The 25747-nt window shown below is 73.1% G+C and carries 24 protein-coding genes; 16 read left to right on the top strand and 8 right to left on the bottom strand.

Features of this window, described 5'->3' with window-relative positions:
* Positions 1-35 precede the first annotated feature (35 nt).
* Positions 36-776, bottom strand: coding sequence for a dienelactone hydrolase family protein (locus ACWCO8_RS06645; protein ID WP_451031250.1), 741 nt, complete (start codon positions 774-776; stop codon positions 36-38).
* A 342-nt stretch (positions 777-1118) separates the two neighbouring features.
* Positions 1119-1688 carry an ATP-binding protein gene (locus ACWCO8_RS06650; RefSeq protein ID WP_451031251.1) on the bottom strand — a complete coding sequence of 190 codons (570 nt, stop codon included), beginning with the start codon at positions 1686-1688 and terminating at the stop codon, positions 1119-1121.
* A 212-nt stretch (positions 1689-1900) separates the two neighbouring features.
* Between ACWCO8_RS06650 and ACWCO8_RS06655 the strand changes: the two genes are divergently transcribed.
* The gene (locus ACWCO8_RS06655; RefSeq protein ID WP_451031252.1) at positions 1901-2872 is read left to right on the top strand and encodes an alpha/beta hydrolase fold domain-containing protein; all 972 of its coding nucleotides are present in this window, start codon (positions 1901-1903) and stop codon (positions 2870-2872) included.
* A gap of 85 nt (positions 2873-2957) precedes the next feature.
* Here the strand turns inward: ACWCO8_RS06655 and ACWCO8_RS06660 are convergent, their stop codons facing one another.
* The 3 genes from ACWCO8_RS06660 to ACWCO8_RS06670 all read right to left on the bottom strand — a co-directional run bounded on the left by ACWCO8_RS06660 (position 2958) and on the right by ACWCO8_RS06670 (position 6635).
* On the bottom strand, positions 2958-3965 hold the full coding sequence (locus tag ACWCO8_RS06660) for a LacI family DNA-binding transcriptional regulator (protein WP_451031253.1): 1008 nt from the start codon (positions 3963-3965) through the stop codon (positions 2958-2960).
* A gap of 217 nt (positions 3966-4182) precedes the next feature.
* Positions 4183-5784, bottom strand: a complete 1602-nt coding sequence (locus ACWCO8_RS06665) for a carboxylesterase/lipase family protein (protein WP_451031254.1) — start codon at positions 5782-5784, stop codon at positions 4183-4185.
* A 125-nt stretch (positions 5785-5909) separates the two neighbouring features.
* Positions 5910-6635, bottom strand: coding sequence for a phosphatase PAP2 family protein (locus ACWCO8_RS06670; RefSeq protein WP_451031255.1), 726 nt, complete (start codon positions 6633-6635; stop codon positions 5910-5912).
* Between the two features lie 609 nt (positions 6636-7244).
* On the opposite strand from ACWCO8_RS06670, the gene ACWCO8_RS06675 reads away from it, so the two are divergent.
* From ACWCO8_RS06675 to ACWCO8_RS06685, 3 genes are all read left to right on the top strand, one after another.
* On the top strand, positions 7245-8501 hold the full coding sequence (locus ACWCO8_RS06675) for an MFS transporter (protein ID WP_451031256.1): 1257 nt from the start codon (positions 7245-7247) through the stop codon (positions 8499-8501).
* A 215-nt stretch (positions 8502-8716) separates the two neighbouring features.
* Positions 8717-9631, top strand: coding sequence for a 5'/3'-nucleotidase SurE (gene surE, locus ACWCO8_RS06680; protein WP_451031257.1), 915 nt, complete (start codon positions 8717-8719; stop codon positions 9629-9631).
* Between the two features lie 196 nt (positions 9632-9827).
* Positions 9828-11450, top strand: a complete 1623-nt coding sequence (locus tag ACWCO8_RS06685; RefSeq protein ID WP_451031258.1) for a carboxylesterase/lipase family protein — start codon at positions 9828-9830, stop codon at positions 11448-11450.
* A 66-nt stretch (positions 11451-11516) separates the two neighbouring features.
* Here ACWCO8_RS06685 and ACWCO8_RS06690 read toward each other — a convergent pair whose 3' ends face one another.
* Positions 11517-12614, bottom strand: a complete 1098-nt coding sequence (locus tag ACWCO8_RS06690) for an endonuclease/exonuclease/phosphatase family protein (protein WP_451031259.1) — start codon at positions 12612-12614, stop codon at positions 11517-11519.
* A 185-nt stretch (positions 12615-12799) separates the two neighbouring features.
* On the opposite strand from ACWCO8_RS06690, the gene ACWCO8_RS06695 reads away from it, so the two are divergent.
* The 5 genes from ACWCO8_RS06695 to ACWCO8_RS06715 all read left to right on the top strand — a co-directional run bounded on the left by ACWCO8_RS06695 (position 12800) and on the right by ACWCO8_RS06715 (position 17339).
* The gene (locus ACWCO8_RS06695; protein WP_451031260.1) at positions 12800-13582 is read left to right on the top strand and encodes an aminotransferase class IV; all 783 of its coding nucleotides are present in this window, start codon (positions 12800-12802) and stop codon (positions 13580-13582) included.
* A 45-nt stretch (positions 13583-13627) separates the two neighbouring features.
* Entirely contained in the window at positions 13628-14230 is a 603-nt protein-coding gene (locus tag ACWCO8_RS06700) for a hypothetical protein (protein WP_451031261.1), read from the top strand.
* An 81-nt stretch (positions 14231-14311) separates the two neighbouring features.
* Entirely contained in the window at positions 14312-14986 is a 675-nt protein-coding gene (locus tag ACWCO8_RS06705; RefSeq protein WP_451031262.1) for a 2-phosphosulfolactate phosphatase, read from the top strand.
* 134 nt (positions 14987-15120) lie between these two features.
* Entirely contained in the window at positions 15121-16236 is a 1116-nt protein-coding gene (locus ACWCO8_RS06710) for a hypothetical protein (RefSeq protein ID WP_451031263.1), read from the top strand.
* The gene (locus ACWCO8_RS06715) at positions 16233-17339 is read left to right on the top strand and encodes a hypothetical protein (RefSeq protein ID WP_451031264.1); all 1107 of its coding nucleotides are present in this window, start codon (positions 16233-16235) and stop codon (positions 17337-17339) included. Before ACWCO8_RS06710 ends, ACWCO8_RS06715 begins: the two co-directional genes overlap by 4 nt.
* Here ACWCO8_RS06715 and sigJ read toward each other — a convergent pair.
* Complete coding sequence (sigJ, locus tag ACWCO8_RS06720; protein WP_451031265.1) at positions 17336-18271, bottom strand: RNA polymerase sigma factor SigJ; 936 nt, start codon at positions 18269-18271, stop codon at positions 17336-17338. The genes ACWCO8_RS06715 and sigJ overlap by 4 nt on opposite strands.
* 124 nt (positions 18272-18395) lie before the next feature.
* On the opposite strand from sigJ, the gene ACWCO8_RS06725 reads away from it, so the two are divergent.
* The 6 genes from ACWCO8_RS06725 to ACWCO8_RS06750 all read left to right on the top strand — a co-directional run bounded on the left by ACWCO8_RS06725 (position 18396) and on the right by ACWCO8_RS06750 (position 23510).
* The gene (locus ACWCO8_RS06725; protein ID WP_451031266.1) at positions 18396-18812 is read left to right on the top strand and encodes a hypothetical protein; all 417 of its coding nucleotides are present in this window, start codon (positions 18396-18398) and stop codon (positions 18810-18812) included.
* An 85-nt stretch (positions 18813-18897) separates the two neighbouring features.
* Entirely contained in the window at positions 18898-19353 is a 456-nt protein-coding gene (locus tag ACWCO8_RS06730) for a hypothetical protein (RefSeq protein ID WP_451031267.1), read from the top strand.
* Between the two features lie 79 nt (positions 19354-19432).
* A complete protein-coding gene (locus tag ACWCO8_RS06735) occupies positions 19433-20119 on the top strand; it encodes a GntR family transcriptional regulator (RefSeq protein WP_451031268.1) in 687 nt (228 codons plus the stop codon).
* Between the two features lie 137 nt (positions 20120-20256).
* Complete coding sequence (locus ACWCO8_RS06740) at positions 20257-21552, top strand: amidohydrolase family protein (RefSeq protein ID WP_451031269.1); 1296 nt, start codon at positions 20257-20259, stop codon at positions 21550-21552.
* Between the two features lie 298 nt (positions 21553-21850).
* Entirely contained in the window at positions 21851-23176 is a 1326-nt protein-coding gene (locus ACWCO8_RS06745) for an amidohydrolase family protein (protein WP_451031270.1), read from the top strand.
* A 100-nt stretch (positions 23177-23276) separates the two neighbouring features.
* Positions 23277-23510: a hypothetical protein gene (locus ACWCO8_RS06750; protein WP_451031271.1), complete on the top strand. Its 234-nt coding sequence runs from the start codon at positions 23277-23279 to the stop codon at positions 23508-23510.
* Between the two features lie 48 nt (positions 23511-23558).
* Here the strand turns inward: ACWCO8_RS06750 and ACWCO8_RS06755 are convergent, their stop codons facing one another.
* A complete protein-coding gene (locus ACWCO8_RS06755) occupies positions 23559-24122 on the bottom strand; it encodes a DoxX family membrane protein (protein ID WP_451031272.1) in 564 nt (187 codons plus the stop codon).
* A gap of 203 nt (positions 24123-24325) precedes the next feature.
* Between ACWCO8_RS06755 and ACWCO8_RS06760 the strand changes: the two genes are divergently transcribed.
* Positions 24326-25732 (top strand): M20/M25/M40 family metallo-hydrolase, encoded by a 1407-nt coding sequence (locus ACWCO8_RS06760; RefSeq protein WP_451031273.1) that lies wholly within the window; start codon positions 24326-24328, stop codon positions 25730-25732.
* Positions 25733-25747 lie beyond the last annotated feature (15 nt).

Below are 25747 nucleotides of genomic sequence, written 5' to 3' on the forward strand. Positions count from 1 at the left end.
GGTGGTTGCGGCATTGCCGCCTGTGCCCCGGAGCCTCAGCTGGTGCCCAGGGTGCGGTTCAGGAGAGGGAGCAGGTGGTCCCAGTGGCGCTGCAGCCCGGAGGCGCTGAAAGCGTCGGTGTCGGACATGGTGAAGCCGTGGATCGTGCCGGGGTAGATCGTGGAGGTGTAGCTGACGCCTGCGGCATCCAGGTCCTGGTTGAGCGCGCCAAGGGCCTCGGGTGTCACGTCGCCTTCGGCGTGGCCGAGGTGGACCTGGGCGGTGAGCTTGGAGAACGGACCGGGCCCATCGGCGGCCACGGGGGCGTGGAACGCGGCGAGGGCAGCGACCTGGCCGGGGTGGGCCGCGGCGGTACGCATCGCCAAGAGGCCGCCTATGCAGTAGCCGGTCACCGCGACCGGGCCCACACCGACCTCGGGCTGGGCGGTGAGGAACCTGAGGTAGGCGTCGGCGTCGCTCAGCACGCGGTCGGCGGTGTGCGCCTCGATCAAGGGCATCAGCCGGTCGAAGATCGCGGGCCTGGCCTCTTCTCCGATGTGCTCGGGAAGCTCGATCACCGGTGCCGGGCCGTGCCGGTAGAAGAGGTTGGGGACGAGCACGTAGTACCCGTGGCCGGCCAGTTCGCGGGCCATCTCCCGCAGTACGGGCCGGATGCCGAAGCCGTCCGCGTACATCAGCACCCCCGGGTGCTGCTCGCCACGGTCGGGGAACGCGGCGAATGCGTCGGCTTGGCCGTCGGCGGTGGGAATCTGGAACGTCTTGGTGGACGTGGACATGAACTCTCTCCTGTCGTGGTTGATCTGTCGAACCTCTGATCAACACGACGGAGGCGGAGCCCGCGCAGCGGCGCAGGATCCTCGATCGAGCAACGGGCCCGCACCGGCCCGTACGGCGCTCAGAAGAGCACCGGGTCACCAATCCGTGTGTGGCGCGATGCCGTCCCGGTAGTCATCCCCACAACATAGTCCACAGCCCTCGATCGTCCGAGCTGTTTGCGGCCGGCACGGCGGGCGCCCCACGGTCGTCGGCGACGACATGGCCGCCTACGCACGGTCCTTGCGGGCCAACGGAGTTGGCCCGTATCGCAGATCACGCGGAAGCCCGTCAGGAGGCAGCCGTCAGGCGATCGGGACACGAATCCGCACGACCTTCCCCGTCGCCGCGCGGAACGCCGCCAGCTGGCCGCCCGCCTCGTCGACCAGGAAGCTCGTGATCGCGAGCCCGCGACCGCCCTCCGCCTCCGCGTCGACGTCCATGTCGGCGTCCGGGTCGGCGTCCGAGTGGGCGTCCTGGGTGAGGCACGGCAGGTGAGGGTCTCCGTCGGCGACGTCGAGCTGCAGCCGGCCGCCCCCGAGGGAGACCGTGACCCGCAGCCGGCCGCCCGCGTGCCGGACGGCGTTGGACAGGAGCTCCGTGCCGGCCAGGAGCAGCAGGTCGACGCAGGGAAGCGCGACGCCCCAGGCTTCGAGCGTCCGGCGCAGGCGCGCCCGCACCCGGGGGACCTCGAACGTCGCACCCCACGCCGCCCAGCAGGCGAGGCGGCGCCCCGGAGACGGCGGGGCGGGCACGGACGGCGGGGCGGACGGGGCGGACGGGGCGGACGGGGCGGACGGGGCGGGCGACCCAGCGCGTGAGCGCGGCAGCGGGACGGCCGGGGACTGCGCGGCGACGAGCATGGGACCAGGCATGGGAACTCCCTGACGAGGGGGCGACGCACGCCGCGATATCTCGTGTAACCTCCGGGTCACACATCAGCCGACTCAATCGACGTCCGAGACGTTTACTACGCCGCACATATTGTGTTACACGTGTAACACCGTACGACGGACCGCCTTGAGATCACAAGGCATTTCGGACATTCAATGGAAATTCGGCCACACACCCGCAGAAAGAGGCGGTCATGACGCAGTCACCTCCCCTTGCCCCGGCCGTACAACCGGCCCCCGGACCCGATTCCGGATGGCCGCCGCCGCCCTACCGCGCCCCCTCTGCGCCGCTGGTCGGCCAGGACGGCGTGCGCCACTTCGACGGACTGACCTACGCGAACACGGCGGGATACCGGCCCTGCCTGCTCGATGTCCACGTGCCGGCGTCCGAGGGGCCGGTGCCCGCCGTCGTGTGGATCCACGGAGGCGGCTGGCTGGAGGGCGACCGCCGCTACCCGCCGCCGACCGTGCCGGTCGAGCTGCTGCACGGCACCGTCCTGGGCGCCGGCCTCGCCCTGGTGAGCATCGACTACCGGCACGGGCTCGAGGCTCCGTTCCCGGCGCAGCTGCACGACACGAAGGCGGCCATCCGCTACGTCCGCCAGTTCGCCGCCGAGCTCGGCATCGACGGAGACCGGATCGCGGTCATGGGCGAGTCGGCGGGCGGCCACCTCGCCGCACTGGCCGGACTCGCGCGCCCGGGCGCCACCCAGGACACGGCGGCGCTGGAGGGCGGCGTCGGCGTCCGGGACCAGGACAGCGCCGTGCAGGCCGTCGTCGCCTGGTACCCGGCCACGGACATCGGCCCGCTGCTCGGGCACCCGCTGCCGATGCCGCCCACGCCCGACGGCTGCGCCTACCCCAACCCCTTCGACGCCCTGCTGGGCGGCACGCCCGAGCAACGGCCGGGGCTCGCCCGCGCCGCGAGCCCGGTCACCTACGCGGGCGGCACGACCCCGCCCCCGTTCCTGCTGGTCCACGGGACCGCGGACCAGCTGCTGCCGTACAGCCAGAGCGAGGTCCTCGCCGAGGCCCTCCGCGAGGCGGGCGGAGACGTCACCCTGCGGCCGGTGGAGAACGCCGACCACATCTTCCTCGGCGCTCCGGACGTGACGCCGATCGTCAGCGAGAGCGTCGACTTCCTCGCCCGCCGCCTCGGCGCCTGAGCACCGCCGTCGCCGAACACCCCGCGCGGGGCGCCGACATGACGGCGCCCCGCGCTCCGTACAGACAAGCACGGGGGCCGATGGCTCACGAGGACCGGCGGTGCACCAGGACGGGTTCCATGCCCGGCACCTGCGGCGACGTGCCCCGGTCCACCAGCTCGTGCAGGGCGTCGGCGACCTGCGCGGGCGTCGGCAGGTCGAGCCGTACGGACGTCAACGGCGGCTGCTGCATGGACGACAGGACCAGGTCGTCACAGCCGACGACCGCGACGTCCTCCGGGACGGCGACGCCCGCGTCGCGCAGGGCGTGCAGCAGCAGCGCGGCGTACTCGTCGTTGTAGGCGAACACCCCGTCCAGGTCCAACTCCCGCCAGCGCCCGGCGAGTTCGGCGGCTGACTCGTGCGTGTAGGACATCTCCACCGGGGTGATCGTCGCCGTGCTGCGGGCGGCCACACCCTCGGCGCCGACGAGGCGCGGCCGGGCGAAGGTCTCCAGGCCGCGCTCCTGCGGCATGACCACGCCGATCCTCCGGCGCCCCTGCGCCAGCAGGTGCTCGACGGCGACCGCGCCGATCCGCGTCTGGTCGAAGTCGACGACGTGGGCGCCGGCCACTTCCCGGGACGCGAAGGCCAGCACGCCGCGCACCCCCGCCCGGCTGAGCACCTCCACGGCCTGCCCCGACAGACTGTCGCCGTCCAGGGCCACCACCGCCGCGGGACGGAGCTCCGCCCAGGCGCGGGCCGAGCTCACCGCGTCGGGGAACCGCCCCGCGTGCAGCACGAGGACGTACCCGTGGCGCTCCAGCTCGCTCTCCAGGTCGTCGACCCACATGCTGACGAGGCGCCCGGCCGCGGAGACCGACGCGGGGATGAGCACGAGGTTGCTGCGGCCCGCCCTGAGCGACCGGGCCGCGGCGTGCGGTACGTAGCCGAGCTGCTCGGCCGCCGCCAGCACCCGGGCCCGCGTGGTCTCGCCGACCCGGTGGGCCTGCGTGTTGTTGAGGACGAAGGACACCGTCGCCCGCGACACTCCCGCCAGGCGCGCCACATCGGCGCTCGTGACGGCCGCCCCGGCGGTCGGCTTCTTGCCCATGACGTCCCCTGCCCGGTCTCCTCGTCGGCCGGTCGGCCACCGTCCAGGTTACACGCGTTAGCGGCGGGGCGTCCGGGGACGCCGACGGCCCCGGGCTCGCTCTGGCAGCCCGGGGTCGGCAGGGGTGCGGGTCGTAGGTGATCACGATCGGTTGGTTACACGTGAAACGTCCGAGCGTGAGGCGATACGAGACGTTGGGACGACCGTGACTCCTCGCCTACTCGGCCACCGCCGGGCGCCGGCCGTGCAGGCGCCGGGCATGCCCGGCGAGGTCGTCCACGGGGAGGGTGACGGAGTCGAACCGCATGGTGGTGCGTCCGTCCTTCCGGTACGGCTCCCAGGTCGGCAGTCCCGCATGGTTCGGGTCGCCGGTCCGGGCGAAGGCGATCCACGCCCGGTGCATGCTCCGCGCGAGCCCCTCCCCCACCGTCGGGTCGATCCCTTCGACGAGCGGAGCGTGCGCCCAGTTGGCGAAGTTGTCGAAGACGAAGGGGAGTTCCAGACAGTGGGCGGCGGCGAGCCTCCCCTGATGGGCGGGGGTCGGGAAGTCGAACTGGTACGCCCACACCGGGCGCCCGGACGCCGCCCTGGCCTCGGCCAGTTCCAGACAGGGGACACGGAACAGCTCGTCCGTGATGAGGTCCATGAGCACGTCCACCGGCCGGGCGCCGGGGCGGGTTCGCGCGTACTCCTCGTACACCTCGGCCGCCTGCCCCGCGCCGAACGTCTCCGCGATGCGGTCGACGACCTGCTCGCGGGTGGCCTGCGCATATCCCGGGTCCAGGGCGAAGCCGAAGTTGGCCTCCTCCCGGGTCCAGCCGATGAGGACGTCGATGTCGTCCGCCGCCGGCCCGTCGAGGAGGGCGTGCGCGGGATGACGGAAGAGCGTGACGTCGTCCCGTACGGGAAGGAACGGGGTGGGCCAGTACCCCCAGCGCATGGTGTGCCCGAAGAGCGCGCCCGCCGCCTCGATCAACTGCGGCCAGGGCAGGGCGCGGAGTTCGTCGGCGTCCTTCACCCCGGCGAACCGCAGGTAGGCCTCGACGCGCTCCTCGTACTCGACGGGGGTGGGGATGCGCAGCCCGAAGGGCGGGCTCTGCAGGATGACCCGCTGGAACAGCTTCCGCGCCTCGGGGTGTCCGGCCAGGGCGGCCGTCGACATCGCGCCGCCCGACTGGCCGGCGACCGTGATGCGGTCGGGGTCCCCGCCGAAGTGCTCGATGTTGTCGCGCACCCAACGCAGCGCGGCCAACTGGTCGGTGAGCCAGAGGTTGGCCGGATGCCCGTCCGAGCCGGCCTGGGCGTCGGACCCCTCGGCCTCGTCGGCCTCGTCGACCTCCCCGCTCTCCACGAAGGAGAGGTAACCGAGCGGCCCGATACGGTAGTTGAGGGTGACGACGACCAGGTCACCGTCGCGGGCGAAGGTCTCGCCGGAGTAGATGGGCAACGATCCCGAGCCGGAGACGAACCCGCCGCCGTGGATCCAGACCAGCACCGGCCGCCGCGCGGCGTCGGGAGCCGGCGTCCAGACGTTCAGCGTCAGGCAGTCGTCGTCGAACGGCGGGTTTCCGTGGCCACCGAGAACGGGGTCGCCGCCCTCGATGTACATCTGCGGCGCACTCGGGCCGTACGCGGTCGCATCCCGCGTACCGCTCCAGCCGGGGTGCGGCCGGGCGGCGCGCCAGCGCAGGTCGCCCACCGGGGGCTCGGCGTACGGCACGCCCTTGAACACCGCGACGCCGCCCTCGGTCCGGCCGCGCAGCCGCCCAGCCGGCAGCCCGACGACGAGGGAAGCCGCCTCCTCTTGCATGTCAGTCATGCCTGTCCTCCTTGGTCCATCGTTCGCCGGGCGCATCCGCGCCGCCACACGGGCCGGACAGCGAGACTATGCAGCACTCATGACGATCGTCAATCATTCACTATATGGGAGACCCGGGCGCAGCCTCAGTCCCAGAGGCGGCCCGACGCCGAACGGGCGGCCTCCTCCTCCAAGAGGCGGGCGAACGCGCACCACACCAGCAGGGAGACGCCCGCCCCCAGGGCGGCACCGGCCACGGCGTCGCTCAGCCACTGGGCGTGCAGCCAGGTGCGGCTCCAGATCGTGGCGGCCACCAGGGCGGCGGCGAAGAGCCACCACCAGCGCCGCGCGACCGGCGGGAACAGCACCACGCCGGCCGTCACCACGAGCGCCGTCACCGTGAAGGCCTGGCCGGACGGGAAGGAGCCGCCGCCCACCAGGACCCACGGCTCCGGTGGGCGCGGGCGGTCGATGAACTGCTTCACGGGAAGTACCACCAGGATGTCGGCCACCACGCAGGCGGCGAAGACGAACGCCCCCGATCTCCAGCGCCCGTAGACGGCGAGACAGCCCGCGAGGACCAGCGGCACGACCATGCCGAGGGGCCCGCCGAGGACGTCAAGAGCCTGCGCGAGCCCGGTCACCGCGTCGCCCGGCGAGCCGTGGATCGCGCGCATCCAAAGATCGTCGACGCGCTGGAAGAACGGCGCGCCCTCGCCGAGGGTGGCGAGCCCGACCGCCAGGCCGGCGGCCGTCAGCGCCGATCCGGCCAGAACGGCGCGCCGGGGCGGTGCGGCCAGAACGGGGTGCCGCGCCGGCTCGGGAGGAGGTGGCGGAGGCGGCGGGACGGGAACGGCGGGCGAAAGGGACATGGCTGACCTCCGGGAAATGCGGGGGAACCGCGACGCCGACGCGGCGTGGCGGTGCAGTGCGGCGCGGTGCGGTGCGGTGCGGCGGTGCAGTGCGGTGCGGCGGTACATCGCAGTGCAGTGAGGGAGATGCGAGCGGGAGCGGGCGGCGACGGTGGCCGCGCGGCGAGGGAGAGCAGGGAGCGCGCGGGGCGGTCCCGCCGTGCGCGGTGATCGACCCGCACGACGTTTTCAGGCCAAGGCTGAACCTTCGCGGCACTCGACACAAGAGCGACCCGTGAGTAGCTACACGTGTTAGCAACGGAGCCACTCCGCGCGGTCACAGTCGCCATTCAAATGCCTCGAACCCCTATCCAAAGGAGTTCACGAGTGCTACACAATGCTGCAAGCCGGAATTAACACGTGTAACTAGGTGGTCGCATCACCGCGTCCCTCCGTAGTCGCCGTCACGCGAAAGCCCCAGGCGCGAAACACGTCCCCCGGCCGTCATCCCCTCATCGCTCCAGCTCGTAGCTCAGCGCTCACCGCTCAGCTCCGTCCCCCGAGGAGTCGCCATGCACGCCCCGATCCCCCGCCGCGCGGACGACGCGCCCGCATCCCCCGGTGGTCACCGTGACTGCAGATGAACTGATCCAGCCGGACGCGGCAGCGCAGGCGCAGGAGCCCGCGCCGCGGCAGCGCGGCCTGATGCTGCTCCTCCTGCTCGCGAACGCCTCCATGCTCGCCGTGTACATGGGCGTCGGCTCCGTGCTTCTGCCGACGCACATCGCCACCCTCGATCCGGCGAACAAGGTCGCCATCCTCGGCATCGTGGGCGGGGTGAGCGCGGTGTTCGCCACCGCGTTCAACCCGATCGCCGGCGCCCTGTCGGACCGGACCGGGCGCCGCAACCCGTGGATCCTCGGCGGCGCGCTCGCGTCCCTCGCCGGCCTCGCCCTCCTCGGCAGCGTCCAGACGGTGCTGATGGTCGGCATCGCGTGGTGCCTGGTGCAGGCGACCATGAACATCTACCAGGCCGCCGTCACGGCCATCGTGCCCGACCGCGTCCCCGCCGCCCGCCGGGGCACGGCCTCCGCCCTGGTCGGCCTGGCGCTGCCCGTCGGCGGCACCGCCGGCGTGATGATCGCCTCGCAGACGGCGGGCACGCCGACGATCGGCTACCTGGTGCTCGGCGCGCTGGCGGCCGGGGCGGCGCTGCTGCTCACGACCTTCTGCCGCGACGTACCGCGGCGCGCGGCCGCGCCCTCCCCGTCCGTACGGAAGCGCGAGCGCCTGGGCGCCTTCCTGTCCGCGCTGTCCCACCACGACTTCCGGTGGGCCTTCATCGGCCGCGCGCTGATGGTGCTCGGCTACTTCTCGGTGATCGGCTACCAGCTGTACATCCTCGACGACCACATCGCGCTGCCCGACGGGCTGACTCCGCCCGAGGCGATGGCGATCCTCACGCCGGTGTCGATGGCAGCGATGGCGCTGTCGACGGTCGTCGGCGGTCTGCTGTCCGACCGCTGGGACCGGCGGAAGATCTTCGTCGGCGTGTCCGCGGCGCTCGCCGGGGCCGCGATGGCGATCCCCGCGATCAGCCCGACCTGGACCGGCATGCTGGTCTTCAGCGCCCTCAACGGCCTGGGCTTCGGCTGCTTCATGGCGGTGGACACCGCGGTGGTGACCCTGGTCCTGCCCCGGGCCGAGGACGCCGCCCGGGACATGGGCGTCCTGAACGTCGCCAACGCGGGGCCGCAGATCGTCGCCCCGTTCGTGGCCTCCGCGATCGTGACCGCGCTCGGCGGCTACACGCCGCTGTTCATCATCGGCGGCGCCCTGTCCTTGCTGGGCGCGCTGTCCGTGATCCTCATCCGCGGGGTCCGCTGACCGGCCGTACCGCCGCACTGGTCCTACCCGGTCCTACCGGCCCTACCGGCCACACCGGCCACACCGGTCTACCGGCCGTACCGCCCGCACGAGGCATCGGCCGTACGGCCGCACCAAGCCCGCCGGGCGCATGTCGAGGGGGCGTGCGCCCGGCGATCTCCACCCCTCCCCCTCCTTCCTCCCAGCTTCTCCTCCCGCATCGAAGGAGCAACTCCGTGAGACGCAAGCGCGCTCTGCCCCTGGCCGCTCTGCTGCTGTGCACGCCCGCCCTGGCCGGCACGGTGCCGACGAGCGCCGCCGCGGCGGCCGCACCCGCCGTCCCGGCCGGCCCGCTGCGCATCCTGCTGACCAACGACGACGGCTACAACGCCCCCGGCATCCGCCTGATGTTCCAGCGGCTGACCGCCGCGGGGCACGACGTCACCATCGTGGCCCCGCTCACCAACCAGAGCGGCGCCGGGACGAAGCTGATGAGCGGCAGCACCGTCAAGGTCGAGCACCCCGAGCCGCGGGTGTGGGCCGTGGACGGCACGCCCGGCGACTCGGTGTCGTTCGGACTCGCCGCGGTGTTCGGCGACCGCGCCCCTGACCTGGTGGTCTCCGGCACCAACTTCGGGCCCAACGTGGCCGCCCTGGCGACCCATTCCGGCACGGTCGGCGGCGCAATCGCCGCCGTGGAGCGCGGTGTGCCCGCGATCGCGGTGAGCACCGGCGAGCTCGCGGTCCCGGTCCCCGAGCAGATCTTCAACGCCATGCGGCCCACCAACGACTTCACCGTCAAGCTCATCGACCGGCTGCGCGCGCAGGCGAGGAACGGCCGGCTGCTGCCGGAGGGTGTGGGCCTGAACGTGAACCACCCCGTGGTCGGTGCGGACGGCACGGGCACCGCCCGCGGTGCCTCTGTCACCACCCAGGATCCGCAGCCCGGCCTCGCGGCGGAGTACACCGACAACGGCGACGGGACCTGGAAGGTCGGCGTCGGCCTGGTCACGGCGCCCGACCGGAAGGGCGGCGACGTGGAGGCGGTCCGCGCGGACAAGGTGTCCGTCGCCCCCATCTCCCCCGACTGGAACACCGGCACCGCGGAGTTCGCCAAGGTAGCGACGCTCCTGGGCGGCCTGCGCCCGTAGGCAGGCGCTGCGTTCGTAGGCGGGCGCTGCGCCCGTAGGCGGGCCCGCACGCCCGCTCACGCCCGCGCACGCCCGCTCCCCGTCCCGGCGGACCGCGTCCGCCGGTCCACCGGTCCGCCGGTCCACCGGTCCGCCGGGACACCGCCCCACGACTGTCATGTGCTCGACACCCCCTCATGGAGGAGAGTTGACAAGGATGACGCGCTCGATCGTTCCCTCGGTGGCGCTGGCTCTGGTGCTCGCCGTCGCCGCCCTGTTCACGCACCCGGCGGTCGCCGCCCCGTCCCGGCAGGGCGTCGCCACGGCGCGCCCGGTCGTCGCCACGGACCAGGGCCGGATCGCCGGCCAGGTCAACGGCCGGGCCGAGGAATTCCTGGGCGTCCCGTACGCCGCACCACCCGTGGACGACCTCCGGTTCCGTCCGCCTCGGCCGGCCGCGCGGTGGTCCGGGACACGGGAGGCCACCCGGCAGGCTCCCGCGTGCGTGCAGTTCCTGCCCGTCGGGCTCAGCGACCCGGAGTACGTCAGCGAGGACTGCCTCTACCTGGACGTGTACCGGCCCCGTCACTCCCGTCCGGGTGACCGTCTGCCCGTACTGCTCTGGAACCACGGCGGGGCCTTCGTCATCGGCACCGGCACCCAGTTCGGCGGCCGGACCATGGCGGACCTCACCGGCAGCATCGTGGTGAGCGTCAACTACCGCCTGGGACAGCTCGGTTACCTCGCCGCGCCCGAGCTCACCCGGGAGAACGGCCTCGGCTCCGGGTCGTACGGACTCATGGACCAGATCGCGGCCCTGAACTGGACCCGCGACAACATCGCCGCCTTCGGCGGCAACCCCGCCAACATCACCCTCTGGGGTCAGTCCGCCGGCAGCGCCTCGGTCTGCGCCATGCTCAGCTCCCCGCGCGCCGCCGGGCTGTTCTCCCGCGCCGTGCTCCAGAGCGGACCGTGCACGCTTCTCCGCGCGCCCGGCTCCGCCCAGGCCGCCGAGGCGGCGGGCGACTTCGCGGCCGCGGCGGGCTGTCCGGACCCGGCCACCCGCGCCGCCTGCCTCCGTACGGTCCCGGCCACCGATCTGATCGCCGCCGCCCGCACCCGTACCTCCGCCGGGCCCGCCTACGGTGACGGCCTGCTCCCGATCCAGCCGTCCGAGGCGATCGCATCCGGCCGGTGGAACAAGGTCCCGGTCATGATCGGCAGCACCCGGGCCGAGGCCAAGTTCTTCCTGGCCGGGACCCATCCGTACCTCACGGCGTGGGAGTACACGGACCAGATCAACGCCACGTACGGTCCGGCGGCGCCGCAGGTGCTGGCGCGCTATCCCGTGGCGGGCTACCCCACTCCGTTCGACGCGATGTCGGCGGTCGTCACCGACTCCACCTTCGCCTGCCACACGCTCGACACGGCGCGTTCCTTCGCCTCGCAGGTGCCGACCTACGTCTACGAATTCGACGACCCCCGGTCCCCCACGCTCCTCGGGGTCCAGCCTCCGGGGGTGGACATGGCCAACGCGCACAGCGCGGAACTCGCCTACGTCCACGACTTCAGCCTGACCGACCGCCCGCTCACCGCCGAACAGCGCGCCTTCGCGGACGACATCAAGCGCCGCTGGGGAGCGTTCGCCCGCACCGGCGACCCCAACATCCCGGGTGCGACCCGCTGGCCGGCGACCCTCGGGCGGCACACGGTCCTGACCCTGAACCCCGAGCGCACCCGTACGTCCACGACGTTCGCGGCCGACCACCAGTGCGGCTTCTGGGCGGGCGCGGCCTCCCCCGGCAACGGCGCCGACGGCGGCAAGGGGAAGAGGAGCTGAACCCGAACGCCCTGCTCCGGGCGAGGTTCCGGAGCAGGGCGGCGGGGTGTGGCGGCTGCCGGGGGGTCAGCCCTTGTTACGGGACGTGGACACCCGGAAGGTGCTGAGGACGGCCTTGTGGTCCGTCGGCCAGGTCCAGGTCGGCTCGTGGAACGGCTCCCGTCCCGTCTCCTCCACCCGCTCGTTGCGGACGATCGAGGTGGACGGGCCGACGATCACGCTGTCGAGCAGGCGGATGCGCCGGTCGGGGTGGTAGAAGACGAAGTCGATCCGGTCGCGCTCGTCGGCCTTCGGCGCCCAGGTGAGCTGTCCGGGCTCGGCGCCCGCGTTGTCGCTGGGCCAGGTGAAGCCGGGCGTGCGGACGGGGTCGGGGTGGATCTCGCGGTAGCTGTCGCGGAATCCGGCGTCCTCGATCGCCTTGGTCGTCGTCCACCGGACGACGGTGCCGTTGTGGTCGAACAGGTTCCGCGTCTTGCGGGTCCAGTCCAGGTGGGACGGCTCGTTGAAGTCGCCGGCCAGCATGGTGAGGCGGCCGCGGCGGCGCTCCTTGGCGGCGTCCGCGAGGACCGTCTTGGTGACCTGCGTACGGCCGGAGGCCTCGTTGATCCGGTTGATCAGGTCGACGTCGGTGATCGGCCCGGTCGGTATCTCGTCCCAGCCGTACTCGGAGGTCTCCAGGGGCGCCGGGGTGCCGCCGCCGTACCCGCGCGGCAGGTAGTTGGCGTAGTAGCGGTACTCGAGGTGCCCGGAGTAGGCCGCGACCTCGGTGCCGTCGACGTCGATGACCGCCTTCGACCAGGACGGGAAGGACTGGTGCTCGATGATCGGGTAGCGCGAGATCACCGCCGGGTCGGTCGGGTTCTGGTTGTCGTAGTAGGTCAGCCCGCGGGCCGCGAGGTCGGCGAGGGTGTTGGCGACCCGCTCCGGGTTCGACTCGCTGAGCATGACCACGTCCGGCTCGACCGCGGCGATCGTGTCGGCGATGCCCGCCCGGCCGCCGGCGACCTGGCTGCCACCCAGCCAGATGTTGAACTGCAGGACCTTCAGCGTCCGGTGCGACGGCTGCGGCCGACCGCCCCGGGACGCGGCCTGGGCCGTGCCCGCCCCCACCACTCCCGCACCGACGGTCGCGCCGACCACCCCGAGCAGCTCACGACGCCTCATCTTGCACGACCTCCGTCAATCGTCATATGCCAATGGCCTTCGGACGCAGTGTTGAGGCGCCCCGCGTCCGGCGAGTGAACCTGGGTGGAACCCGCGGGGTGATCGCCGTGTCCGAGTCCCGCGCAGGCACCTGCCGAAACCCTGCAATGCGCCAGGTGGGCGCGGCGGCGGGGGAGACTCCCGGCATGGCCACTGTCAATGGAGAACCCGCGTCCGTCGCTCAGCTGACGGCCCTCGCCCTCACCAACTACGGACACTTCACGACCATGCGAGTGGAGGACGGCGCGGTCCCCGGACTCTCCCTCCATCTCGACCGGCTCGTGCGGGACTGCGCCGACGTCTTCGGGGCGGAGCTCGACACGGCGCGGGTGCGCGGCTGGGTACGGGAGGAGGTCGGCGGGCGGGTCGGGGCGACGACCGTGCGCGTCACCGTCTTCGACCCCGCCCTCGACATCGCCCGCCCGGGCGAGGGGGCCGACCCACATGTGCTGGTGACCACCCGCCCGGCGGGCGTCCTGCCCGCACCTCCGCTGCGGGTGGCGGCGCTCCCGTACGTCCGGGACGCCGCCGAGGTGAAGCACACGGCGCTCTTCGGTCAGCTCAGGATGCGGCGCGAGGCGCGGCGGGGCGGGTACGACGATGTCCTGTTCGCCGGGCCCGACGGTCTGGTGTCGGAGGGGTGCACCTGGAACGTGGGGTTCGTGGACCGGGCCGGTCGCGTGGTGTGGCCGGAGGCGGACGTGCTCCCCGGAGTGACCATGCGCCTGCTGCGCGCGGCCCACCCCGGCTCCACCGCCCGCCCCGTCCACGTCGACGAACTGCCCTCCCTGCGCGCCGCGTTCGCCACGAGCGCCGGGATCGGGGTGCGCGCGGTGGAGGCCGTCAACGACGTACGGTTCGCCGCCGACGACCCGGTGCTCGTGGCGCTCCAGGAGGCGTACGCGGCGCTGCCCGCCGAGCGGCTGTGACGGTCCTCCGTCCTACGACTTTCCCAGGGGTGGCACCCTTGCGTCGTGCTGATTCAGGGATACGACGACAGCCCGCTGGTCGCGGGGGAATCATTGCCGGCTCGCCCGGGCTTCTGGTCGAACCACCTGCTGGCGATCCCCGGTGACGGAACGCGTGCCGAGCGTCCGGTGCCGGAGTGGTTCGGGGGCGACGACGCCGATGCCGACGCGATGAGCGAGGTCCTCTTCGACCCGCAACGCTGGCCGGTGTTCCGCGTGCCCGCCGATGACGGCCCCGAAGCCGTGGTGATCTACCGCAACCTGGTCGGCGACTACGGCATCGACTACCTGCTCACCCACCCGGGCGGCGGCTGCGAAGGTCACGTGTCCGGCAGCGGGCTCACGTGGCACGAGCTGGTCCGGATCGCCGACAATCCGTCGACGACGGCCGAAGGCGTGAAGGACACGGCCGCACGCCTCCTCCTTCTCCTCCCCCTCCTCAACGACATGGACGTACCGGATGAGGCGCTGCCCCGGCTCAGCGCCGACCTGGTCTCGGCCGGAGCGCCGCAGGAGACCGCTGACACCGCGGCGGAGTACCTGCTCGGCAACCTGATGCAGGGACCGTGGCACGATCCCTCGTGGGCTTCACCGCTGAGCAACGGCTAGCGGGGACCACTCGCCGACAGCCGACGTGATGCGCATCAATCTCCCGGCGCTACGGAGTGGGCATGCGCGATCATGAACGGCATGGACGCTCGTTTCCTCGGTATCGCCGAGCTCGCCGAAGTCCCTTCCGTGGCGGTCGTGGTGGACGTCATGCGTGCGTTCACCGTGGCTGCCTGGGCCTTTGCCCAGGGGGCGGAGAAGATCGTTCTCGCCGAGTCCCTGGACGGAGCCCTGGCGCTCAAGGGTGATCACCCGGACTGGGTGGCGATCAAGGACGGTCCGCCCGCGCCCGGGTTCGACGCCGTCAACTCCCCGGCGCTGCTGAGGTCCATGGACCTCGGCGGGCGGACCGTCGTGCAGAAGACGACGGCGGGGACGGTCGGCGCCCTCGCCGTCAAGGACGCGCCGCTGGTGCTGTGCGCGAGCTTCGTGGTCGCGGAGGCGACGGCCCGACTCTTGCGGACGCGCGCGAGCGACGGCGTCACGTTCGTGGTCACAGGCGAGGACGGGCGCGCCGAGGAAGACCTGGCGTGCGCTCAGTACATCGCTCGCAGGGCCACCAAGGCCAGGACGGACGCCACCGAGTTCCTCCGCCGCGCCGGCGAATCGCGCGCCGCCGCCGATCTGGCGAACGGGGTGCGGCAAGGATCCCATCCCGACGACGTCGCGCTCTGTCTTGAGGTCGACCGCTTTCCCTTCGCCATGGTGGCGGCACAGGAGGGCTCGCTCATGGTCCTGCGTCCCCGCATGTCCTGATGCCGAGGGCCCGGGGAAGGCGGTCGGGTCGGTGGGATAGCGTGCCGTGGTCGGTTCGCACGTGCGATGCCGGTGTACGAGCCGGGGGCCGGGGCCGGGGCGGGGACGTGGGCGAGACGGGGACGGGGGCGGCGATGGGTGATTCGGTGTGGGCGCGGTTCCGGCGGCATCGGTGGTTGCCGCAGGCCTCGGTGACCCTGCTGCTCGCGGTGCTGGTCGGGGGCTTCGTCCTCGTACGGGGTGAGCAGCGCGACCGGGACAACCAGGGCGTGCTGGCCCGGGCGTGTGGCGGGGCGCTGCCGCGAGCGGACGCCGCCGGGTTGCTGACCGACGACTCGTCGTGGACGTTGCGGACCGGTCCAGGGCCGCGGGGACTGGTGTCGTGCACCGTCGGTGGGTCCGGCGAGGACGAACCGGAGTTCACCGTGACGGCGGAACCGGTCCTGGACCCGCCCCTGAAGAGCGTCCGGGTGGGGCACCTGCTGGACCCGTCGCCGTACGAGGAGGCGCCGGACTGGGCCGAGGAGCACAAGCGGGCGGACAAGCTCGTCACCGTCCCCTGCCCCCACGGCCTGCCCGGGTACCCCAGGCCCGTCACGTCCTTCCGGGTGTACGCCTCGGCCTACGACCGGGCGGACCACGTGGCGGACGACGCGGCGCAGGAGCGGCTCGGCGCGCTTGTCGCCGCCCTGGCCGAGGACGTGCGGGCGACCCAGCGCTGCGGCGGGGCTCCGGTCCGGGAGACGGACGTACGGCCCGTATCCCCGTCCGGGCCGGAGGAGGACTCGGACGCGCCTCCGGCCGAGTGCGCCTGGTTCCGCCCCGCGCTGCTCGGCCCGGCGTCGAAGGGCGCCGAGCAGTCCGCCGACGGGGCCACGCACGCATGGGCCCGGGCCTGTTCCGTCACCTTCCAGAAGCCCGGGAGCGTGGTGACGGTGAGCTCCGCGAGCTGGTGGGGCGAGGTGCTGCCGGAGGTCCGTACCGAGTACGGAGGTGAGCTCGCCCTCGCCCAGGCCGGCCGCGGCTCCTCACCCGAGGGTCAGCCCGACGCGCGGGGGAAGGTCCATTCGCTCGTCGTCTGGGCCGAGTCCCGGTGCGCCGGCGGCCCGACCCTGCACCGGGTGGATCTGACGGGGGCGGACCGCGAACTGCTCCTCGCCCGCACCGACTCGCTCCTCACCCACTACCTCGACGCATCCGGCTCCGGCGACTGCGACGACACGAAGGTCCTCGGAAAGGTGTGGCGATGAGCGACGAGACCAGGTGGTCGACTTTCGAACGGCTCCGCCGCCACCGGCGGGCCCGGCTCGCGGCGGGCCTGACGGCCGGCGCGGTACTGGTGGCCGGCGGCCTGTTCTGGCTGTCGGGCGGCTGGGACGCCTGGCAGCACGACCGGGCTCTGGACTCCGCGTGCGGGGGCACGCTCGCCGCCGATCCGGTCCGGGAGCTGGTCGCCGGGGCGGAGGTCGAGGCGGGCATCAGGACGGGCCGCGACTGGTGGCAGTGCCGGGTGAGCGAGGTCGACGACGAGGAACACGGCCGGATCGACGTGCGCGTGACGGTGAGCGGAGGGCGGAGCCTCACCGTCCTCTCGGACGCGGAGTGGAAGGACGCGCCCCTGGGCCACGGGTGGACCGGCGGCTTCTCGTTCGACCCCGACGCCGAGGCCCGGGGCCGCGCGTACGCCTCGGTACGGCTCGAATGCGCCGATCGGACGTCGGGGCAGCCGGCCGCCCCGGTCGTCGCCACGGTGCGCGCCAGGATCGACCGCGCCGACTTCGGCCGCCCCGAGGTCCGATCGGCGCTCACCTCCGTGCTGACCGGCACGACGACGGCCTACGCGCGGCAGTACGCCTGCCGGGTGGCCGAGGGCGAGCCGGTGCGCGAGGTCGGCGTCTCCGTGAACGCCTGGGACTACAAGCCCTTCACGTCCGTGTCGGGCAGCTGCGCCGGGATCGTGGACGAACGGACCGCCGCCCGCTGGGGAGTCCGTACGGCCGTGGAGACCGCACCGGGGCCGAAGACGGTCGAGGGCTGCACGCTGGGTGGCCTGCGGGGCGCGCCGCTGTACACGTTCCGCGCGTCGTACGGCGGGGCCCTGGAGTGGCTCGAACGCGAACGCCTGGAGGACCTGGCCCAGGAGCCGCCGGGCGACGCCCCGGACGGCCACTACGTCCTGTGGGCCGACTGCCCCGGCAGTGAGGACCGGGCCGCCTACTCCCTCGCCCCCGACGGAACCCGCCAGTCGGAGGCCTCCGACCTCGCCCTCGACCACCCCGGCCTCCGGGCAGCCCTGCGCGCCTTCGCCGAACGCTCTGCGAAGGAGCACGGCTGCCACCTCAAGACCGGCTAGCCCTCGTTGGATTCGCCGCCGGGCGCGTTCCACGAGCGGAGCTTCTCCGGGTTGCGGACGGCCCAGATGCGGGTGATGCGGGTGTCGGTGACGTCGAAGGCCGCCACGGTGACCGTGACGTCGGTGTGTTGGGCGACCAGGCCCGGGCGGCCGTTGACCGTGCGTTCCAGGAGGGTGAGGCCGGGGGCGAGGGAGGCGATCTGGATCAGGTACTCGGCGATGCGCTCGGCTCCCTCGACCGGGCGGAGGGCCGTGCCGACCTTGCCGCCGCCGTCGGCGATCATCGCCGCGTCGGGGTCGAGGAGGCCGACGAGGGCCCCTATGTCCCGTGCCTCCCACGCCTGCTTGAAGTGCCGTACGAGACCGGCCTGTCCGGCCACCGGAGGAGACGGGTCCTTCGCGGCGCGCATGCGCCGGCGGGCCGAGGACGCCAGCTGCCGGCAGGCCGCGGGCGTCCGGCCGACGATCTCGGCGATGTCGGCGAAGGGGTACTGGAAGACGTCGTGCAGCACGAACGCCACCCGCTCGGCGGGCGTCATCGACTCCAGTACGACCAGGAAGGCCATGCTGACCGACTCGTCAAGGGTGATCCGGTCGGCCGGGTCGGCCCCGGTGTCCGACGAGCGGGCGCCGCTCCACTCCGTACGGTCGGGCAGCGGCTCGGGTATCCACGCGCCGACGTAGCGCTCGCGCCGCGCCCGCGCCGAACCGAGCACGTCCAGGCAGACACGGCCGGCCACCGTCGTCAGCCACGCACCGGGGGACTCGATCGCCTCGCGCTTCTGCGGCGACATCGCGTACCAGCGGGTGTACGTCTCCTGCACGGCGTCCTCGGCCTCGGCGAGCGAACCGAGCAGCCGGTAGGCGAGGTTCGTCAACTGCCGCCGCTCCGCGACGATCGCGCCGAGGCCCGGCTCGGTCAGGTTGTCCATGGTCGTTGCCGCTCCGCTCCCCGTAGTACGTCGTCTCGTCCGTCTCCGCTGCCGCGCCTCACATTTCGCGGGCCTGCGTCGTCGGACTTCCGAGACAGTACCGACAGAGAGAAGAGGACCCGTCATGGCCACCACCCGGACGACGGAAGTACACGACACCACACCGTTCTTGCGGGTCTCGATCGTCCTGCAGACCGCCGCTCTCTTCTTTCAGGCGGTCACCGCCGGAATGCTGCTGTCCTCGTCGCTCGGGGCAATGCTGCACGATGTCGGATCCCGCGTGATGTACGGAGCGTCGATGCTGTACGTCCTCGCCGCGATCCTCGCGTGGCGGCCGGGCGGCGGTTCGCCCCGCCCGATCCTGTACGCGACCGGCTTCCTCGTTCTCGCCTCGGTGCAGGTGATCCTGGGCATCGCGCACGTGCCGTCGCTCCATGTTCCCCTGGGAATCCTGATGTTCGGGCTGAGCCTGCTGGCGCTCGGCCAGGTGGTGACCCGTGGGTCCCGTCGGTCGTGGGGGCGCGCCGGCACGGGGGCGTAAGGGCGGGGCGGTCGCGTTCACTCGTCATGGTGGCCGGGGGCCGTGCGCGCGGCCTCGGCGGCGGGGTTCGGGCAACGTGAGCCGCATGGACCGCCGAACGACTCTCGTCCTGCTCACCGCGCTGCTCACGAGCGGCTGCGTCGCCGTCCCGCATCCTTCCGCCCCGGGTCCGTCGACCCGGGGCGGTGAGGTCTCGCCTGCTGCCGTACGTCCTCCCTCGCCGCTGCCCGAGTGGCCCGCGCCGCGGGAGGCCGAGCCCCGGGAGACGCTCGCCGCCACGGGGCCGGAGGGTGATCGCGAGGCCGAGCCCGAACGGACGCGCGCGACGGTGAAGGCCAAGGGGCGGGCGTCGGCGCCCGCCTCGTCCTCCCGGTCCAAGGGCACCCAGCCACCGCCCCCTCGCCGACAGCCGAAGAAGTCCGCGAAGCCCACGCGCACCGAGTCGCCGACCGGGTTGCGGGCCCTGTGCCGGCAGGCCGAGGGGTCCGGCGCCGTCCCTTCCGGCGTCGTCGAGCTCTGCCGGAAGACGTACGGCCGCTGACGTACAGGAGCGACGTATTCTCGCCACGGGCAGGCTCCCGGTGAGGGGCCCGTGGCGAAGGACGGAAGAAGGCGGCGAAGTGGCAGAGCGCGGCAGCAGTGGCTCGGCGGCGGGCGGATCGGCCTCGCTCAGCGCGCGGGCGCGGGGCGCCGTCCTGCAGCGCATCGTGGACCGGCGGTACGCGCAAGGGGCCCGGCTCGTCGAGCGCGAGGTCGCCGAGGAGCTGAGCATGTCGCGCGTACCCGTACGGGAGGCGCTGCGCGCGCTGGTCGCCGAGGGGCTGCTCGAACTCCTGCCGAACAGCGGTGTCCGCGTACGGCGGCTCGAACGCGACGACGTGGAGCACCTGTACGAGGTGTGGGAGCCGCTCGCCGTCCAGGCGTCGCGGCTCGCCGCCCGGGCTGTGGTGGCGGGCGGTGACAAGGGGCTGCCCGGTCTGGCCGCCCTGGAAGCGTCCCTGCGCCAGGCCGAGTCGGCGGCCGCGGCGGACGAGGGGACGCGGGAGGTGGCCGCGCACACGGCGTTCCACGAGGGCGTCGTGGAGCTGGCGGGCAATCCGCTGCTCGCGCGGACCATGGAGCAGCTGAGCTGGCAGCTGCGGCTGCTCTTCGGCCTGCGCGAGGAACCCGCGCACATGCGGGCCCAACACGCCGAGATGTACCGGCACATCGCCGCCGGGGACGCGGAGGCTGCGGCGGCGAGCACGCTGCTGCACGTGCGGGACAGCAGGGCGGTCGCCCTTCGCTCGCTCTTCGGCCCGGAGTGAGGTCTTTGTATACCAGGTGAGGGTCAGAGCTCGCCTCCACCTCGGATTTCCTGCTCTTATCCTTGCCACCCTTGCTGGCTCTTCCCGGCTTGGTATACAAAACGGAGTGCCACTGTCCCCTTTCCCAGTGAGCCCCCATGTGCGTCGAAGCCACGCCGCCGCCCTCCAGCCGGCTGACCCGCCGCGGTGTCCTCGCCGGTGCGGCCGCGCTCGCCGGGACCATGGCCGTGACCACCGCCACCGGGCCCGCTACCGCCGCCACCGCCTCGGCCACCACGGCCTCCGCCGCTGACGCCCGGCGGTCCGGCGGGAGCCTCCTGATCCGGGGAGGCTCACTCCTCGATCCGGACACCGGCGCGGTCGTCGAGGACGCCTCGGTCCTCATCATGGACGGGACCGTACGCGCCGCAGGCCCCCAGGGCAGCGTCACCGTCCCCCGTGGTGTCGAGGTCCTCGAAGCGCACGGCCGGTGGATCCTGCCGGGCCTGATCGACGCGCACATCCACCTCAGCACCGCCGCCGAAGCCCGCGACGCCGTCCGCAAGGGCGCGACCAGCGCGCGCAGCGGATCGACCTCGTTCTACCAGGACATCGCCGTCCGCGAACTCGCCCGCCACAGCCCCGCGCTCGCGCCCCGGCTGACGGCCGCCGGCGTCTTCGTCACCCCCGACCTCGGCGACACCGTGCTCGCCGACCCCGACCTCACCCCGCTCGCCCGACTCAAGGAGGGCGTGCGCTCGGCCGAGGCCCTGCGCCGGGTCGTCGAGGTCAACCTCGCCCGTGGCGCGGACGTCATCAAGACGCGGGTCAACGAGCGCGCCGGCCTCCCGGAGCAGGACCCGCTCGCCCAGGTGTACTCGCACGAGCAGCTCTCGGAGATCGTCGCCGCGGCCCGCCGTCGCGGCAAGGGCGTCCTGTGCCACAGCTACAGCGAACAGGGCTGCCACGACGCCGTCACCGCCGGCATCCGCTCCCTGGAGCACGGCGCGTTCGTCGGCGAGCGCACGTTGGACGAGATGCGCCGCAGGGGTACGTTCTTCACCCCCACCCTCACCGCCATCGCCAGCCTTGCCGAGTCCGCCGACCCCGTACTCGCCGAGCGGGGCCGCACGTACCTCCCCGTCCTGAAGCGCGCGGTCCTCGCGGCGTACGAACTCGGCGTCCCGCTCGCCGCCGGCACCGACTCCTCCGGCGGGACCGTGCGCCCGATCGGCCGCGAGGTCGAGTTGATGCACGCGGCCGGCCTTCCGGCCCTGGCCGCGATCCGCACCGCCACGACGGGCGCGGCCCGCCTCCTGGGCCTCGAACGCACGGCAGGCCGCCTCGCACGCGGCTACACCGGCGACGCGATCCTCGTCGACGGCGACCCCCTGACCGACGTCACCGTCCTCAAGCAACCGACACGAGTGGTACGGGCGGGCATCGCCCTCTGACCACGCCGCGCGGGCTCGCGAACAGGGTCCTCCGCTGACGCCGCCACGCGGCCGTAGCAGGGGTTCGCCCTCCGACCCAGCCGCACGGACTCGCGTACGGGTTCGCCCGCTGACGTCGCCGCGCGGCCCAGACCAGGCTCGCCCTCCGACCTCCTCGCCCCGCGACCCCGCTACGGGGTCGTCGCACAACCTCCCGCGTACAGGCCCCGGTACGGCCCGCCTTCTCCCAGCCGCAGCCGCGCCGCCACCAGCCGAAGGCCTGGCCGGATGTACCCCGCCCCCTCCCCAAGGAGTCCCCATGCAGCCCACCTCCCCCTCCCCCAGCGCGCTCTCCCGCCGCACGATGCTGGCCGGCGCCGCCGCCCTCGCCGGGGCGACAGCCACAGCGGGCGCCGCAGCCGCACCCGCCACCGCCGCGGCCTCCGGCCGCGCCGACCGGCGCAGCAAGGCCGTCGTCTTCCGTAACGTGCGCGTGTTCGGGGCCGCCAAGGCCACCGATCTCGTGGTCGTCGACGGGCGGATTGCGAGCGGTCCCGCGCCGCGTGGGGCGAAGGTCGTCGACGGGGGTGGGCGGATCGTGCTGCCCTCGCTCGTGGATGCGCACATCCACCCCGACAAGACGACCTGGGGCGGCTCCTGGGTCTCGCGGCGGCCGGCGAGCGGGATCGCCGACTACGTCGCCCAGGACGTGGAGTTGTTCCGCAGCCAGCACCGCCCCGTCGCGAAGCGGGCGTACGGGCTCATGGCCCATGCCGTCACGCGCGGGACGCGGGCGATGCGCGCCCACGCCGATGTGGCCCCGGCCTACGGGCTCGCGGGTGTCGAGGGCGTCGCGGAGGCCCGGGCGCGGCTGCGTCACGCTCTCGACGTGCAGATCGTGGCCTTCCCGCAGCACGGTGTCGTCCGCACGCCGGGCACGGCGGAGCTGCTGGAGGAGGCGGCGCGTTCGGGGGCCATCGACATGATCGGCGGTATCGACCCGATCGGCTTCGACGACGCCCTCGACGAGCAGCTCGACCTCGTCTTCGGCATCGCGGAGCGTCACGGCATCGGGGTGGACATCCACCTCCACGACCGCGGCGACAAGGGCATGCGGGCCATGCGCGGCATCGTCGAGCGGACGCGCGCCCTGTCCCTCGCCGGCAAGGTCACCGTCAGCCACGTCTTCTGCCTTCCGGGCCTGACGGACAAGGAACTCGGCTCCATCGCCGCCGACTTGGGCGAGCAGGACATCGCGCTCACCACGGTGGCGCCGTCCGACTCCCTCGTGCTGCCGATCGCCCGGCTGCGCGAGCACGGCGTCCGCGTCGGGCTCGGCTCCGACGGTGTGCGCGACTCCTGGAGCCCGTTCGGCAACGCCGACATGCTCCACCGCGCGCACCTGCTCGGGTGGGTGACGGACGTGCGCCTCGACGAGGAGCTGGCGAACTGTTACCGCGTCGCCGCCCACGGCGGCGCGGACGTGATGGGCCTCGCCCACGCCGACCTCGCGCCCGGCGCCCCGGCCGACTTCGTGCTCGTCTCGGGCGAGTGCCTGCCCCAGGTCGTGGTGGACATGCCCCGGCGCGACATGGTCGTCCATGGCGGGGTCGTCGTCGCCCGCGACGGGGAGTTCCTCGACTGACGCGTGCCCGCGCGCGTGCGTGAGTGCGCCGGTGCGTCACCATGGACCGGTGGTGTCCGTGATCGGCACGGCGCCGGAAAACTGGTCAAGGGGACGGCAGTTGGCTTCGCTCGTCTATTTCCGCAAGGTCACCGAGGCGGAGGGCTCGGTCGAGTACGCCTTCGGTTCCGCCCCGGCGGAGACACCCCGGCTCCTCGCCATGGACACGGCCAGCCGCCGAGCCCACCCGGTGGACGGCACGGTCGACTACACGTTCCTCAAGGCCTCGCGCAAGATCAACGCCTTGTACGACGCCTCGGGGCGATGGCCCGAGCACGGAATGAGCGCGAGCTGAACGTGTGACGGCCACGCCCGACCGGAACCCGTGTCGGCCGTCCTCACGTCAGGCGGTGCTCTCCTCCGGCGCCCCGCCCTCCTCCGCCTCCGCCTCGTGCGCCGCCTCCGCCCTCCCCTGGGCGCGGCGGCCCACGACGGCGGCGGCCGCGAGGGCGCTGCCGAGGAAGGCGGTCGCCACGACCCAAGGCCGGTCCAGAACGTGACCGGTGGCGTGGTCGAGGGAGTAACGGCCGGCGCCCGCGATACCGATGGCGGCCGCCGAGAAGCCGAGGAACGCCGGGTACTCGTAGCCACCGCCCGCGGCGAAGAAGCCCGCCGGTGCGTGGACGGCGACCGCGCCCGCCATCGCCCCGGCAGCGGCGGCGCCGGCCGCCGGGGTGGCCAGGCCCAGGGCCAGCAGGACCCCGCCGCCCGCCTCGCCGAGGCCCGCGGCGATCGCGCTCTCGCGGGGCGGGTGGAAGCCCATCGCCTCCATGCCCTTCGCCGTGGCGTCCAGGCCGCCGCCCCCGAACCAGCCGAAGAGCTTCTGCGTCCCGTGCGCGGCGAGTACGGCACCGGTGCCGACCCGGAGGACCAGAAGCCCGAGGTCGCGTCGGTTGAGGGTGGTCATCTGGGGTCTCCCTGGGCAGAGCCGAAGGCGTACGTACGTCTTCCACTGTCGCCGCGACCCGCCCCGAGGCCTCGCTGTTGTTGCTCCACATGGGGATGTTTTGCGGCTTTTCTCCCGCGCTGCTTGAGTGGGAGGGCTCATGCCGATCGGGCGATCGGGCCACTCGGGCCGCCCAGGAGCAGGCCGCAAGGAAGTGGGTGCACATGTCCACCGAGTCCACGGAGTCCGGCGTCGGCACGGAATCCGCCGCGACCGCCACCCTCCGCGCGCGGGTCCGGGCGCTGATGCCCCGGGCCAAGGAGGATCTGACCGCGCTGGTGTCGATGCGCTCGGTCGCCGACCCCCGCCAGTTCCCGCCCGAGGAGTGCGCGAAGGCCGCCGACTTCCTGGTCCACGCCTTCACGGACGCGGGGCTGCAGGACATGCGCCGGGTGACCACCCCGGACGGGACCGACGCGGTCGTCGGGCACGCGCCCGGCCCCGAGGGCTCCCCCACCGTGCTCCTCTACTGCCACTACGACGTGCAGCCGCCCCTCGACGACGCCGCCTGGACCACCCCGCCGTTCGAGCTCACCGAGCGCGACGGCCGCTGGTACGGACGCGGTACGGCGGACTGCAAGGGCAACATCGCCATGCACCTCACCGCACTCCGGGCCCTGCAGGCCGGCTCGGGCGGGCGCGGCTTCCCGGTCTCGCTGAAGTTCGTGGCCGAGGGCTCGGAGGAACAGGGCACGGGCGGGCTTGAGCGGCTGGTTCCGATGCAGCCCGAACTCTTCGCCGCGGACTGTCTGTTGATCTGCGACACCGGCAACTTCGCGCTCGGTCTGCCGACCGCCACGACCTCGCTGCGCGGTCTGGCCAATGTCGTCGTCACCGTCTCCACGCTCAAGGGCGCCATGCACTCGGGCATGTTCGGCGGCCCCGCGCCGGACGCGCTGGCCGCGCTGGTACGGATCCTCGACAGCCTCCGCGACGAGCGGGGCGCCACGGCGATCAAGGGCCTGGCCGGTGACGGGGTCTGGGACGGGGTGGCGTACCCGGTCGACCAGTTCCGTACCGACGTCGGGGCCCTGGACGGGGTCGCGCTCCTCGGCTCGGGCTCGGTGGCGGACGAGTTGTGGGCCCGGCCCGCGGTCACGGTCCTCGGCATCGACTGCCCGCCGGTGGTGGGTTCCTCCGCGGCCGTCCAGGCGAAGGTACGGGCCCGGGTGAGCCTGCGGGTCCCGCCCGGTCTGGACGCGGACGTCGCGCTCCGCGCGCTCATCGACCATCTGACCTCGGCGGCGCCGTGGGGTGTGCGGGTCGAGGTGGAGGCCGAGGGCACCGGGCAGCCCTTCCGGGCCCGTACGGACGGGCCGGCGTACCGGGCGCTCGGCGCGGCGATGCGCGAGGCCTACGGGACGGACATGGTCCAGTCCGGGCAGGGTGGTTCGATCCCGCTCTGCAACGTGCTTGCCGGGCGGTTCCCGGACGCGGAGATCGCCCTGATCGGGGTGGAGGAGCCGGGCTGTCTCATCCACGCCCCCAACGAGAGCGTGGACCCCGGGGAGATCGAGCACATGGCGCTGGCGGAGGCGCTCTTCCTCCGTACGTACGCGACACCGCGCTGAGCGGACGGGAGTGTT

The sequence above is a fragment of the Streptomyces sp. NPDC001927 genome, assembly GCF_053594455.1.